The organism is Pseudomonas sp. NPDC089569 (genome assembly GCF_050280625.1).
Classification (GTDB): Bacteria; Pseudomonadota; Gammaproteobacteria; order Pseudomonadales; family Pseudomonadaceae; genus Aquipseudomonas.
Genome location: NZ_JBNNVQ010000074.1, coordinates 1 through 14,284, shown reverse-complemented (window position 1 = coordinate 14,284; position 14,284 = coordinate 1). Strand labels below are relative to the sequence as shown.

11 protein-coding genes are annotated in these 14,284 nt (G+C 62.2%); 9 read left to right on the top strand and 2 right to left on the bottom strand.

Features of this window, described 5'->3' with window-relative positions; genetic code table 11:
- Nucleotides 1-16: 16 nt before the first annotated feature.
- Entirely contained in the window at nt 17-1,447 is a 1,431-nt protein-coding gene (locus ACQKP2_RS23095) for an MFS transporter (protein WP_427579754.1), read from the top strand.
- A gap of 57 nt (nt 1,448-1,504) precedes the next feature.
- On the opposite strand, the gene ACQKP2_RS23090 is transcribed toward ACQKP2_RS23095, so the two are convergent.
- Entirely contained in the window at nt 1,505-1,954 is a 450-nt protein-coding gene (locus ACQKP2_RS23090; protein ID WP_427579752.1) for a cupin domain-containing protein, read from the bottom strand.
- Between the two features lie 297 nt (nt 1,955-2,251).
- Here ACQKP2_RS23090 and ACQKP2_RS23085 point away from each other — a divergent pair, with 297 nt between their 5' ends.
- Nucleotides 2,252-4,708 carry a TonB-dependent siderophore receptor gene (locus ACQKP2_RS23085; RefSeq protein ID WP_427579750.1) on the top strand — a complete coding sequence of 819 codons (2,457 nt, stop codon included), beginning with the start codon at nt 2,252-2,254 and terminating at the stop codon, nt 4,706-4,708.
- 77 nt (nt 4,709-4,785) lie between these two features.
- Here the strand turns inward: ACQKP2_RS23085 and ACQKP2_RS23080 are convergent, their stop codons facing one another.
- The gene (locus tag ACQKP2_RS23080) at nt 4,786-5,220 is read right to left on the bottom strand and encodes a GNAT family N-acetyltransferase (protein WP_427579749.1); all 435 of its coding nucleotides are present in this window, start codon (nt 5,218-5,220) and stop codon (nt 4,786-4,788) included.
- A gap of 218 nt (nt 5,221-5,438) precedes the next feature.
- On the opposite strand from ACQKP2_RS23080, the gene ACQKP2_RS23075 reads away from it, so the two are divergent.
- The 7 genes from ACQKP2_RS23075 (at nt 5,439) to ACQKP2_RS23045 (ending at nt 14,038) form a co-directional block, all read left to right on the top strand.
- A complete protein-coding gene (locus ACQKP2_RS23075) occupies nt 5,439-5,858 on the top strand; it encodes an organic hydroperoxide resistance protein (protein ID WP_427579748.1) in 420 nt (139 codons plus the stop codon).
- Between the two features lie 704 nt (nt 5,859-6,562).
- A complete protein-coding gene (locus tag ACQKP2_RS23070) occupies nt 6,563-7,693 on the top strand; it encodes a PAS domain-containing protein (protein ID WP_427579746.1) in 1,131 nt (376 codons plus the stop codon).
- Nucleotides 7,690-9,126 (top strand): sigma-54 interaction domain-containing protein, encoded by a 1,437-nt coding sequence (locus ACQKP2_RS23065; RefSeq protein WP_427579745.1) that lies wholly within the window; start codon nt 7,690-7,692, stop codon nt 9,124-9,126. The genes ACQKP2_RS23070 and ACQKP2_RS23065 overlap by 4 nt, the downstream gene beginning before the upstream one ends.
- 585 nt (nt 9,127-9,711) lie before the next feature.
- Nucleotides 9,712-10,314 carry a dimethylamine monooxygenase subunit DmmA family protein gene (locus tag ACQKP2_RS23060; protein WP_427579744.1) on the top strand — a complete coding sequence of 201 codons (603 nt, stop codon included), beginning with the start codon at nt 9,712-9,714 and terminating at the stop codon, nt 10,312-10,314.
- On the top strand, nt 10,311-11,279 hold the full coding sequence (locus ACQKP2_RS23055) for a PDR/VanB family oxidoreductase (protein WP_427579742.1): 969 nt from the start codon (nt 10,311-10,313) through the stop codon (nt 11,277-11,279). Before ACQKP2_RS23060 ends, ACQKP2_RS23055 begins: the two co-directional genes overlap by 4 nt.
- Nucleotides 11,280-11,296: 17 nt before the next feature.
- Nucleotides 11,297-12,325 carry a heme-dependent oxidative N-demethylase family protein gene (locus ACQKP2_RS23050; RefSeq protein ID WP_427579740.1) on the top strand — a complete coding sequence of 343 codons (1,029 nt, stop codon included), beginning with the start codon at nt 11,297-11,299 and terminating at the stop codon, nt 12,323-12,325.
- A 186-nt stretch (nt 12,326-12,511) separates the two neighbouring features.
- Nucleotides 12,512-14,038, top strand: coding sequence for an APC family permease (locus ACQKP2_RS23045; RefSeq protein ID WP_427579738.1), 1,527 nt, complete (start codon nt 12,512-12,514; stop codon nt 14,036-14,038).
- Nucleotides 14,039-14,284 lie beyond the last annotated feature (246 nt).

Below are 14,284 nucleotides of genomic sequence, written 5' to 3'. Positions count from 1 at the left end.
TGAAACGAGGTACCGCATGGATTCCACCACCGCAGCCACCCAAACCGGGCAAACGACGCCTTCCGTCAGGTGGGCGCTGGCCAGCCTGTCACTGTCGATGTTGCTGTCATCCCTGGGCACCAGCATTGCCAATGTCGGCTTGCCAACGCTGGCCCACGTATTCGACGCCTCCTTTCAACAGGTGCAATGGATCGTCCTCGCATACCTGCTGGCCATCACCACGCTGATCGTCAGTGTCGGCCGGCTCGGTGACCTGTTCGGCCGCAGGCGCCTGTTGTTATGGGGTATCTCCCTGTTCACCCTGGCGTCGGCGCTGTGCGGCATCGCGCCAAGCCTTGAACTGTTGATCGGTGCCAGGGCGCTGCAGGGGCTCGGTGCGGCCATCATGATGGCGCTGACCCTGGCCTTTGTCGGCGAGACGGTGGCCAGGGAAAGGACCGGCAGCGCCATGGGGTTGCTCGGCACGATGTCGGCCATCGGCACGGCGATGGGCCCCTCCCTCGGCGGCCTGCTGATCGCGGGATTCGGCTGGCAGGCGATCTTCCTGATCAGCGTGCCGCTGGGCCTGTTGACCTGGGTGCTCGCCCGTCGCTACTTGCCGGCGGATCGGCCGAAGACGAAAACCTCGCGCAGCGCATTCGATGTGCCGGGCACCCTGGTGCTGGCCTTGACCCTTGGCGCCTATGCGCTGGCCATGACCTTGGGGCGTGGACACTTCGGTGCGCTGAACATCGCCTTGCTGCTGGCGGCGTGCGCAGGTGTCGGACTGTTTGTATGGGTAGAGAAGCGTGTTGCCGTGCCCTTGATTCGCCTGGCGATGTTTCGTGATGCGCAACTCAGCGCCAGCCTGATCATGAGCCTCCTGGTCACCACGGTGCTGATGGCCACGCTGGTGGTCGGGCCGTTCTACCTGTCCAGAACCCTTGGCCTGAGTGCAGTCGGGGTCGGTCTTGTGCTTTCGGTCGGCCCGTTGGTTGCCGCCGTGAGCGGCGTACCCGCCGGGCGCATCGCCGATCGCTTTGGAGCCAGGCCCATGACATTCGCCGGACTGCTCGCCATCGCCCTCGGGTGTTTCCTGTTGTCGGTACTGCCAAGCCGCTACGGCATCGGCGGCTACATCGCACCGATGGTGGTGATCACCCTGGGCTATGCGCTGTTCCAGACGGCCAACAATACGGCGGTCATGGCCGAGGTTCGAGCTGAGCAGCGGGGCGTCGTGTCCGGCCTGCTCAATCTGTCACGCAACCTGGGGCTGATCACCGGCGCCTCGGTCATGGGCGCGGTGTTCGCCATGGCCTCGGCATCGGCCGACATCAATAGCGCGCCCCCGCAAGCCATTGCCAGCGGCCTGCGCATGACCTTCAGCGTTGCGCCGGGGCTCATGGGCATTGCCTGTCTCGTTGCGTTGGGCAGTCGGGCACTGGACAACACGGGCGATCCACATTGACCAGCGGCGAAACCGCCTGAACCGCAGGGCACAGGCGCATTCGGGCATGCAGGTGGCTTACGGCTTGAGCTCTACCAGTGGAGCATCTTTCCTGACGATGTAGGTCGCCAGCTCGGCCCCCTTGCCCTGACCGATGTTTTTCGCGACATGGGCGGTGCCTGCCGGGATGTACAGGGACTCGCCCGCCTTGAGCGTGACGTTGGGCTGGCCTTCGAGTTCGTACTCGAATGTGCCTTCGATGACATAGGCCACTTCCACGCCGGGATGGGCATGTTTGGGCGAGACCACGCCCGGATCGAAATCGACGCGCACCTGAATCACTTCACGGCCCTCTACGTCGAGGTCACGACGGACCAGATCGGTACGGGTGAGGCCGGCCTGCCAGTTTTTGGCAGGGGCCGGTTTGCTTTCTTCGGCTTGCGCCAGGCCGGCGAAAGCGCCGAGAGCCGCCGTGACCAGGGCGACGCCGAGCAGGCTGGCGGCATTGATTCTGTTGTTTCGGGACATAGCAGTTCTCCAATGAGCGCGAGGTTGGAAGTGCGCAAAACACCCTTGTGGGGCAGTGCCTTCATGAGGCGGCGCCGTTGTCCGGCAGGCCCATTACGCAATGCCCGTGTATCGCGCGCGTGTTCCACGAGGCCGTTTTTTGTATGCGCACGTACCGGTCGGCGCGGCAGATACGTTGAGATACAGGGGGCGCGATTGCGTGCCTGAGATAAATGTCGATTTTTGCTGATACCTTTTTCGACCTCATCCGGTGTGTAGGGACATTCCCGTTTTTTCCTTGCATCACAGGCATGCCGCATGACATCCAGCTCACTCAAGTACCGTCACCGATCCCGCCCTGCCCGCCTCCCCTTCAACAGCCTGGGCCTGGCCATTGCCCTGGGCACCCTGGCACCGACCACCGCCACCCTGGCCGCTGAGACCAGTCAAGGTGTCGTCAATCGCAGCTACACCATCACGGCGGGCTCGCTGCCTCGTGTACTGGCGCAATTCGCGGCGCAATCGGGGGTGCTGCTGTCATTCGACGCCGGCCTGCTCAAGGATCGCCAAAGTGCCGGCCTGCAAGGCGACTACAGCGTGCAGTCAGGATTCGACCGACTGCTGCAAGGCAGTGGCTTTACGCTGATCAACACCGGCACCGACAGCTACACCCTGGCGCCACAGGTAGACAGCGGTGCGGCGCTGGAACTGGGGGCGACCACGGTCAGTGGGGTGGCCAGCGAAGCGGACACCTACGCCGGCGGTCAGGTGGCCCGCACGGCGCGCCTGGGTGTGCTGGGCAATCGCAGCATCGAAGATGTCCCATTCAGCGTAGTCAGTTACACCGCCAAAACCATCGAGGACCAGCAGGCGCGGACCGTCGGTGATGTGCTGCTCAACGATGCCTCGGTGCGCCAGTCGGCGGGTTTCGGCAACTTCTCCCAGGTGTTCACCATTCGCGGTTTGCCGCTGACCAGTGACGATATCTCCTTCAATGGCCTGTACGGCGTGCTGCCCCGACAGATCATCACCACCGAGGCGCTGGAACGGGTGGAACTGTTCAAGGGCCCGAGCGCGTTCATCAATGGCGTGGCCCCGGCCGGCAGCGGCATTGGCGGCAGCGTCAATCTGGTGCCCAAACGCGCGCAGGACACCCCGACCCGCAGCGTGACCCTCGATTACGCCAGCGACAGCCAGGTGGGCGGGCATCTCGACGTAGGTCAGCGCTTCGGTGAAGACAACCGTTTCGGCGCACGGGTCAACCTGGCGCAGCACGGCGGCGAGACGGCCGTGGATGACGAGACCGAGCGCTCGCAACTGATTGCCGTCGGCCTGGACTATCGCGGCGAGCGCCTGCGTGTTTCCACTGACCTTGGCTACCAGAAGCAACGCATCGACAACGGACGCTCGGTGGTCTATCCGACGGGGACCAAAGTCCCTCATGCACCGTCGGCCCGGGACAATTACGCGCAGGACTGGACCTGGTCGCAGCTCGAAGACACCTACGGCATGGTCAATGCCGAGTACGATCTGAACGACAACTGGACGGCCTACGCCGGGGGTGGCGCCAAGCACACCCGGGAGAACGGCGAATATTCGTCGCTGTATGTGGCCAACGACGGCAGCGGCAAGGTCGGCTTTCTCTACTCGCCCCATGACGAAGACAACACCAGCGCCATCGCCGGTCTGAACGGCCACTTCGAGACCGGCCCGGTCACTCATCAGATGAACTTCGGTCTTTCCGGCACCTGGGGCGAACAGCGCTCGGCGTTCGAAGCGATCCTGGTAGCCAATCGGGTAAACGGCAACCTGTACAACCCGGTTCAGGTGCCGCGCCCGACCAACACCTACTTCGGCAGCGATATCCACGATCCGCGAGTCGTCGGCAAGACCCGGGTCAAGAGCGCGGCGGTGTCCGACACCCTGGGCTTTATCGATGACCGCGTCCTGCTGACCTTCGGCGCGCGCCGCCAGACCCTCGAAACCGATGCGTGGAACACCACCAGCGGTGCGCGCACCGCCAACTATGATGCGTCGATCACCACGCCGGTCTACGGCCTGGTGATCAAGCCGTGGGAGCATGTGTCGTTCTATGCCAACCGCATTGAAGGCTTGCAACAGGGGCCTGTTTCACCCGCCACCGGCGTGACCAACCCCAACGAAGTGTTCGCCCCCAACCGCAGCAAGCAGACCGAAGCCGGGGTCAAGCTCGACTGGAACAGCTTCGGCGCGACGCTGGGCGTGTATCGCATCGAGATGCCCAACAGCTCGACCTCGACGGTGTCCGGCGCCAAGCTGCCAACGTTCAGCGTCGATGGCGAACAGGTGAACAAGGGGGTGGAACTGAATCTGTTCGGCGAACCCCTCGATGGCCTGCGCCTGTTGACTGGGGCGACCTGGATGGACACCGAACAGAAGAAAACCTCCAACGGCCTCAATGACGGTAACCGTGCCGCCGGTGTACCGCGCTTTCAATACAATCTTGGGGCCGACTGGGACATTCCCGGCATTGCAGGTGCTGCGCTCAATGGCCGCCTGCTGCGTACCGGTGGAGAGTACGTCAATGCGGCCAACACCTTGAGCATCCCGGCCTGGACCCGCGTCGACCTCGGCGCCCGCTACGGTTTCAAGGCCGACGACAACTACATCACGCTACGCGCCAACGTCGAGAACGTCGCGAACAGGGCCTATTGGTCGGCGGCCTCGACCTCCAACAACTACCTGACCCAAGGCGAACCGCGAACGCTGAAACTGTCGGCGACGGTGGATTTCTGATCGGCAGCCAGCCTGCCCGCCCCGCATGAACGAAGAAGGATCAGCCGGCGATTCGTCGAGGCGCGGGCAGTGCTGCATCACGCATTCGCATTCCCCGTGCGGATAAACGAGTACCGATCAATATCTTCACGCAACTGCCACCCCTGGCTGCGCCAGTACTCGGCCGCCGCGTCGTTGGTCTTGAACACGTCCAGGTGGCATTTGTGGATGCCCTGTTGTTCAAGGCTGGACAGGCAACGCTCGACCAGCGCATTGGCGATGCCTTGCCGGCGAAACCCTGGCAGTACCAGCAAATGCTGCAGATAACCTCGTCGGCCATCATGCCCGCACATCACGCAGCCACACAGCGTGCCGTCAACTTCGGCCACGAAGCTCATGCCGGGATTGCGTTGCAGGTAGCGGGAAGTCGATTCGCGGGAATCGGCGTCACGCAAGGAGATGCCGGGCGTATTTTTCATGAGGTCGATGACCGCATCGTAATCGTCCATGGTCATGACACGCAGAGTGAACATTGGCTTGGGCCTGCAAAATGACGGGGGTCGGCAGCCTAGCAAAGGCCACTGCGGCGTTGCGTGAACAGTTGATGATTTGTATCGATCTGTATTGAGCGCCGACCAGGCTACACAGCGATACATAACGGCAGGTTCGAGACACATACGCCGTATATGAAAGTGAAAAGATGCGCGGGTCGCACTTGAGGCAAGTGCTCAAACCCTTTGCAGGAGCCCCCATGATCAATCAAATCGAAACCGTGCTGTACACCGGCAAGACCGTCACCACCGGCGGCCGCCAGGGCGAGTCGCGCAGCGACGATGGACGTCTGGATGTCAAGCTGTCGCCACCGGGTTCCGCCGGTAGTGGCACCAACCCCGAGCAATTGCTGGGCGCCGGTTGGTCGGCCTGTTTCATCGGTGCCATGGGCAAGGCTGCGACGGCCTTGAAGGTAAGCCTGCCGGCCGACGTCAGCGTCGCCACCGAAGTGGATCTGGGCAAGACCGACAACGCGTTTTTCCTCCAGGCACGCCTGAATGTCAGCCTGCCGGGCCTGGACCCTGTGCTGGCCCGCACACTGGTGGACACCGCCCACCAGAACTGCCCGTACTCCAAGGCGACCCGTGGCAACATCGACGTGACGATCAATCTGGTCTAAGCGTTGCGCCATTGATTGAGTAGCAGCGGGCGCGAAACGCATGCGCCAGACAAACAAATGCCCCGAAAGTCGGGGCATTTGATCTTGTGGGCTGCTTTTGCGCAGCAGCACAAGCTGGCTTCGAGAGCCAAGTAGGTGGCCAGTGCTGGTCTCTGGCTTACGAGGTTTATCGGGCCTCCCACAGCAACAGCAATGTGCTGTCCTGCTTCACACGGCATAAGGGCTGGATCTCAGCGCGGAGATCTTTCTAACCGTGTACCCTTCGGAGCGCGCCCCACGCGTCCTCGCTATCCGCTTGCGCATCAGTCTGCGTTTTCACCTACATGTTCAAGCCTAGCAAAACAACGCCGGTGCGAAAGGCTGTTTTTAGACCGATTTCATGTTTGGGCCGCCGTCGCAGAACGGAAAAATGCTATAGGCCAGCCGTCGTTCATCGGATGATTGACGCCTTTGGCCATTCGCGGATTAAGCTCGGTTCAGATGCTGCGTAAATGCTCATTTCGCTGCATATTCGCAGCACCGCTATCTATTCACGAATGAATTCTGTAGGAGCGAGCATGCTCGCGATGGGCGTACAGACACCGTGGGGTGTCAGGCAGCGCACGTTATCGTTAACGACCATCGCGAGCATGCTCGCTCCTACAGAGTTGGCATGCGAAATGCCGTGAACAGCAACCCTAAATAAAAATAGAGCCGATCCTGCGATGGATATCCTCAACTTACTGGGCACCAAGGCCCAGCCATTGGCCAGCACCCTGAGCGCCGACGGGCAATTGCTCAACCTGTCCGCCAGCCTCAGCGATCAACTGGGTTATGCGCCGCAAGAACTGCTGAATCAGCCCATCGAGCGCGTCTTCAGCGTCGACTCGGTGCGCACGCTGCGAGCGCTGTTTGCCAACCCGCCCGCCGACGAGCAGGTCCACAGCCTGGAACTGACCCTGATTCGCCACAACGGTGGCCTGTTGCACGTGGTCGCCAGTGGTTTGCTGGAGTGGCGCACGGAGCAACCGGCCTGCCTGCACTTGCTGAAAATCCCCCTGGGTGCCCTGGGGCATCGGCTGCGGGAGATGCACAACGCCAATGAAGTGATGAGCCAGATGTTGCAGAGCGCCAAGGTTGCCTACTGGTGCATCGAGTTCGCCGAGGCGGTGGACATCAACAATTCACCGGATGAAATCGTCCGTCAGGTGTTCGAAAACGACTCCCACTGGCGCCTGTGCAACCGCGCCATGGCCGAAGTCTACGAGATGCCGTCGGATGTCGACTTCAACCAGCAGCCAGTGCGCCTGTACTGGCCGCGCAGCCCGGCCAACGAAGAGTTCGTGCGGCGCCTGATCGAAGCCCGGTTCAGCGTCGACTGTGCCCTGTCGGTGGATCGCCGCCATGACGGCTCGCCGGCCTACGTGGAAAACGATGTACGGGCAACCATCGTCAATGGGCAGCTGCTGCGCATGTGGGGCAGCATTCGCGACGTCAGCCAGGAATTGCGCATGCAGCACGATGCCGAACAGCGCATCGATGCCCTGCGCCGGGTATTCGATGCAGTGCCCGACGCCGTGCTGGTCATCGACGAACAGCTGCAACCGCAATGGCGCAACGCGGCATTCGAAGAGACCTTCGGCATTACTCACGGCGCCGGTATCGCGCGCCTGCTGCTGGGCCTGGCCCTGCCCGAGCGAACCTGGCACAGCCTGCCCTTGCCGGACCTGAGCGGGCGCGATCATCAGTTCAATGTGCATTGCTCGCGCATCCTGATCCGCGAAGGCGTAGCCTGGAAAGTCGCCGTGTTTCGCCACAGCCAGGGCGTGCGCCGCGTTGAAGAGTTGCACCCATGAAAGACTCCAACCTGCCGCCCACGCTGCAGATGGGCATGCGCTCTTCAGTCAACGTCAGCAGTGAAACACTCGCTGCCTTGCTGGAAACCCCGGCGCTGCATGCCTTGCTCGACAGCTTCAGCGAAGCCTTGATCGTGACAGACGGCGAAGGTCGGGTGCGCTTTGTCAATCTGGCTGCCGAACGGGTCAATCGGCTGCCCAGGCAGCAAGCGGTCGGCTTGTTGGAGAGTGATTTTTTCCAGCGCTCGGCACTGAACTACGATGACCTGCTGGCGGCCTTGAATCGCGGTGGCAACAGTGCCCTGACGCGCTCACGGGAGGGTCGTATCCTGCTCAGCAGCACCCACGCGATCCCTACGGGCGCCTACGAAAAACCCTTCCGCATGCTGACCCAGAAAGACTTCGACGGCAGCCAGCCACCGCGACGCAATGCCCTGATCAGTCGGCCGGCGGAACCGCAGGGCCTGCGCGATCCCCAAGACAATGCCCTGCACCTGTCGCCGCAGTTGTCGAGCATCGCCGACACCGGCGTGCGTGCCTTTCGCCGCCGTGCGCGGTTACTGCTGCTGGGTGAGCCCGGCGTCGGCAAGACCGCCATCGCCCGGCACATTCACCGCGCCGCTGGTTGGGGCGATCGGCCCTTCATTCATGTCAACTGCGGGAGCATCCCGGAGAGCCTGTTCGAATCGGAGATGTTCGGTTACGAGCGTGGCGCGTTTACCGGCGCCTTGCAGGGGGGCAAGCAAGGCTATATCGAGGCGGCCTCGGGCGGCACACTGTTCCTCGACGAGATCGGCGAAATCCCTCTGCATGTGCAGGCCAAGCTGTTGAAGTTTCTTGAAGACAGCACCATCCAGTCCGTCGGCTCGCCCTTGAGCAAAACCGTGCAAGTCCAGGTGATCACCGCCACCAACAAGGACCTGCGCCAACTGGTCGACACCGGCGGGTTTCGTGCCGACCTTTACTATCGCCTGGCCGTGCTGCCGGTGGAAATTCCGCCGCTGCGCCAGCATCTGGACGACTTGCCGTTTCTGATCGACATCCTGCTCAGCCGCATCAATGGCGACCGCGAACCCTCGCTGAGCCTGTCGGCCGGCTGCCGCAAACGCCTGATGAACTACGACTTTCCGGGCAACATCCGTGAGCTGGTCAATATCTTCGAACGCCTGGCGGTCCTGGCCGACGATGAGGCGCAGGAGCATCACCTGCCGGCCGAACTGCTACAACCGACCCGCGCCCAACAACGCCCGGCCTCTTCGATGGTGGCGGACGAGGCGCAAGACAATCCGGATCAGAACCTCAAGCTTCAGGTTCAACAATTCGAACGCCAGGTCATCCTCCAGGCCGTGGACCTGTGCGGCAGCAAACGCAAGGCCGCGCAACACCTGGGCATCGACATCGGCACCCTGATCCGCAAGCTGCAGCGCGACTGATTCATCCATTGACTTGATCCCTGTGGGAGCTGGCTTGCCAGCGAAGGCGGCCTGGCGTCATGTGGTGCCGATGAAAACGCTTTCGCCGGCAAGCCTGGCTCCTACAGGCACCCGCGAAATGCAGGTGTACGCCAATCTTTCCTGATCGTTCCCACGCTCTGCGTGGAAACGCCTCAACGGACGCTCTGCGTTCGGCTCTGGATGTTGGGACGCGGAGCGTCCCGGGCTGCATTCCCACGCTGAGCGTGGGAACGATCAGCCTGATTCATCCATTGACTTGACTCCTGTAGGAGCGAGGCTTGCCCGCGAAGGCGGCCTGGCGTCGTGTGGCGCCATTGAAAACGCCTTCGCCGGCAATTCGGATCGCCGCACCGCTGGCTCCTACAAATACCGCTGCAAAAACGCCTACACCCATGGTTATTTCTGCCTGCATTTCTCTCCCATAAAAATAAAATATCGTTATTTTTCAATACGTTAAATAACTGGCACGACCTGTGCTCCTCCTATCGTCAACCCACCATCGTTGGGCTTTGCATCGGAGCCGGCTTCCATTCGCCGGCTCGCTAGCCAGGAGGAATAACAATAATGTTGATCACCGGGATCAAAAGCCGGCCGGTCTATGACCGGTTGCAACCCCTGCCGGGAGGCCGCCGGCACATCGTTGCCGGGCAAGGCAGCGGCGGTCGCGCCATGGTGCGCCTGTTGGGCGAAATGAACGGGCTCGACGGCCCCGTCACCTTGCTGTACTCCCGCGAGTCCTTTTCCGGGCAGGACTTCCTGACCGAACTGCAGAAGTACCCTGACCATGAGTTGCACCTGTATGCCACCAACCAGGCCCTGATCGACGATCTGCACGACCTGCTGTTCGACGCGCACATGGGCACCCGCCTGTACCTGGCCGGGTCCGAGAGTTTCCTGGGCAGCGCCATGCAGGTGGCCACGCGCTTCGACCTCAACCGCGATGAAGTCCTGCGCGAGCACTCCGGCACCCTGGTGCGCCGGGTCTGGTGCGTGCACTGCGACACCTACACCGAAAACGTCACCCAACGCGTCTACGACTGCCCCGGCTGCGGCCTGACGCTGGTGGTACGCGATCACTATTCCCGGCGACTGGCAGCATTCCAGGCGGTCAAGGCCGATGCCGAAGTACCGGGCGAACTGCCCCCAGCCGAGGAGCTCGATACATGAGCCAGAACAATGGGACCCTGAATCTGCGCGTGGCTCGAATCGAATCGGTGACGCCCGAGATCAAACGCTTCACCCTGGTCGCGCTGGATGGCGCGCACCTGCCGGCGTTCTCCGGCGGCAGTCACGTGGTGGTGTTGATCGACAAGGCGGGCAACACGCTGCGCAACCCCTACTCCCTGCTGAGTTCGCCCTATGACACCAGCAGCTATCAGATTGCCGTGCGCCGGGTAGAAAGCGGTCGCGGTGGCTCTGTCGCGCTGCACGACACGATCAATGAAGGCGACATGATCGAGGTCACCCCTCCGGTCAACCTGTTTCCGCTGAGCAAACAGGCACGACTGCACCTGTTCATCGCCGCCGGCGTCGGCATCACCCCGATGATGTCGCAGCTCGAAGAACTGCGCCTGAGCAAGGTGCCTTTCGAACTGCACTACGCCGTGCGCGGTGAACAACACGCGCAGATGGGCAAAGAGTTGAAGGCCGTTTATGGCGAGCAGGTTCACCTGTACCGCAAGGGCATCGAATCGCGCATGGACATCGGCCGGATCCTGGCCGACCGCCCGCTGGGCAGTCACGTCTACGCCTGCGGCCCCGACAGCATGATCGACGCCACCCTGGCCTGTGCCCGCGACCTGGGCTGGACCGACAGCCACATCCATTTCGAGCGTTTCCTGGAACAGAGCAGCGGCGGCGAAGCCTTCAGCTTCACCCTCGGCCGCAGCGGCGCGACCATCGAAGTCTCGCCCGACCAGACCATGCTCGAAGCCGTCGAAGCCGCCGGCTACAGCATGCCGTACCTGTGCCGCGGCGGCGCCTGCGGTCACTGCGAAACCGAAGTGCTGGAACTCGACGGCGAGTTGCTGCACAGCGACGACTGGCTCTCGGACGAAGACAAGGCCCGCTGCAAGAAAATCATGCCCTGCGTATCACGCGCCAAATGCAATCGCCTGGTCATCGACCTCTGATCGACGGAGACAAAACAATGAACATCAAATTCAATCCCGACGAAACCTACCGCGACGACTACACCTACACCAACAGCCCGGAAGCCATCGCGCGCGCGCCCTTTCCGTTTCCCGATGACGACTACATGTACTCGATGAACCTCGAGCCCCATGTCTCGGTGGGTGACGGTGCGTTCCGCGCCGCCTTCGACATCGACGAACACTACATCAGCGAATGCCGCGACCGCGCCATTACGCTGGAGAAAGACCCGGGCATGCACTACGTCTCCGCGCCGCACATGATGGAAGCGCAATGGGACTTGCTGGAACTGATCATGGAGTCCTACGCCCGGGACTACCCGCAGTACTTCAGCCTGGAGCGTGAAGGTCGCCAATGGCACTGGGTCAACCGCCTGCTGGACATCGACGACCGCTTCACCTTCGGCGACGCGGACACCCTGCCCTATGAGCCGATGGAGTACGTGACTCGCCAGGCCCAGGGTGACTGGGTCTTGCAGGAAGAGCGCGACGGCACCCTGTACTGGGGCGCGGGTATTGCCACCCAGCGCGCCGACTATTCGCTGCGCTTCAACCTGGGCATGAGCTGGGAAGAATTCCACGGTCCCGTGCCGCTGGTGAAGGAAATCGGCATGCTCGACCGCGCCCTGAAATTCCTCCTGCGCCTGCGCACCGGCCACCCTGTGCGTCGCCTGAACTGGTCGCTGACGGTCAATCCGCGCCTGGAAGTTTCGGCCGAAAGCCTGCCCGAGTGGGCACCGGACCGCACCATCGTCACCGCCGAAAACGCCGGCAAACTGGTGTACCTGCGCATCGAACTGCAACCGCTGCATCGCCTGCCGCGCAGCAACGCCATTGTTTTCCCGATCCGCACTTACCTGCTGAGTCTTGAAGACATCGCCACCAACCCGGCCTGGGCGCGACGCATGCACCGCGTGTTGCGCGACCTGAATCAGCAACTGGTCGATTACAAGGGCTTCAGCCGCTACCGCGATGCGGCGGTGGAGTGGCTTTCCAAGTACGACAAAGAGACCGAAAGCCACGCCTGAACCTCGTAGGAGCGAGGCTTGCCCGCGAAGGCGGCGTCGCAGTCAACATCATTGTTGAATGTGAGGGCCTCTTCGCGGGCAAGCCACGCTCCTACAGGTCTAGACACAACAACAAGCTCAATAAGAGCACCGGCGGGCCAACCCGCCACCCTTGCAATCCACTGCCATTGATAATGAGGAAATAACATGAGTGGCTCTTCAAACCCGCGTGCAAGTGACAGCGCCGACCAGGATGCGGAACAACTCCGCGCCCTTGGTTACAGCTCGGATTTCAATCGCAGCATGAGCCTGTGGGAGAACTTTTCCCTGGGCTTTACCTACCTGTCGCCGGTCGTCGGCGTCTATACCCTGTTCGGCCTTTGCCTGGCCGCCGGTGGCCCGCCGATGTTCTGGTCGTACCTGCTGATCGGCGCCGGGCAGATGCTGGTGTGCCTGATCTTTGGTGAAGTGGTTTCGCAGTTTCCGATTTCCGGTGGTGTCTACCCCTGGGCCCGCCGGTTGGTGGGCAAGCGTTGGGCGTGGATGGTCGGCTGGGTGTATGCCTGGGCGCTGTGCGCCACCATTGCCGGTGTCGCGGTGGGTGCAGGTCCTTACCTGGCGATCCTGATGGGCTTCGCCCCTGGCGCCGAGGCCAATATCTACATCGCCCTGGCGATCATCCTGCTATCCACCGCGTTGAATCTGGTGGGCACCAAACTGCTGGCGCGGGTGGCGATGTTCGGCTTTCTCTGCGAACTGGTCGGGGCCATCCTGGTCGGCGGTTACCTGCTGATCTTCGAACGTCATCAACCGATCAGCGTGCTGTTCGACACCTTCAACCTCGGGGTGAACGGTTCGTACCTGCCGGCGTTCCTTGCGGCGTCGCTGGCCGGTCTGTTCCAGTACTACGGTTTCGAAGCCTGCGGCGACGTCGCCGAAGAAACCCCGAACCCTGGCAAACGCATTCCCAAAGCCATGCGCATGACCATCTACATCGGTGGCGCGGCGGCGATGTTCGCTTGCCTGGCGTTGATTCTGTCGGTGCCGGACATGGCAAAAGTGCTGGCGGGCGAAGACACCGATCCGGTGGCGACCATCCTGGCCAATGCTTTCGGTCCGGTCGGCTCGCGCCTGGTGATGGCAGTGGTGATGGTGTCGTTCATTTCCTGCGTATTGAGCCTGCAAGCGGCCGCCAGCCGACTGCTGTTCGCCTATGCCCGTGACGAAATGATCGTCGGCAGTTCGCTGTTCAAGCGCCTGTCGGCCAACCACGTGCCGTCGTTCGCCCTGCTGGTCAGCGGCCTGCTGCCGGCGGCGATTGTCTGCCTGGGGATGTTCATGGCCGACGCCGTGGCCACCATTGTCGGCTTTGCCGCCATCGGTATTTACGTGGCGTTCCAGTTGATCGTGGTTGCCGCACTGATCGCCCGTGCCAAGGGCTGGCGTCCGAGCGGTCAGTTCACCCTCGGTGCCTGGGGCCTGTGGGTCAACCTGGGCGCGCTGATCTATGGCGTGTGCGCCATCGTCAACATGGTCTGGCCACGCTCGCCGGATGCGCCCTGGTACATCAACTATTCGATGATCCTGACCACCCTGGTGGTGATGGGCGCCGGCCTGATCTACATGCTGCTGGGCAAGCCGTACGACAAAGGCACGGCACCTGCGGGCGATGCATGGAAGTTCTCCAAGCCAAAGGCCAAGGCAGCTGATCGCACCCCGGTATCGGCCACCTGACAACCCCTACCCCTGTAGGAGCGAGCACGCTCGCGATGATCGTCAACGATGACGCGGGAAGCCTGACACCCCGTGGTGCTCCGGCTTCCATCGCGAGCGTGCTCGCTCCTACAGGGATCCGGTTTCGACAGAACAATTAGAGGACACGTACATGCAAACCCAACTCCTGATCAACGGCCAGTTGCTCGACGGCGAAGGCCCTGCCCAACCGGTGTTCAACCCGGCGCTGGGCCGTGTGCTGGTGGA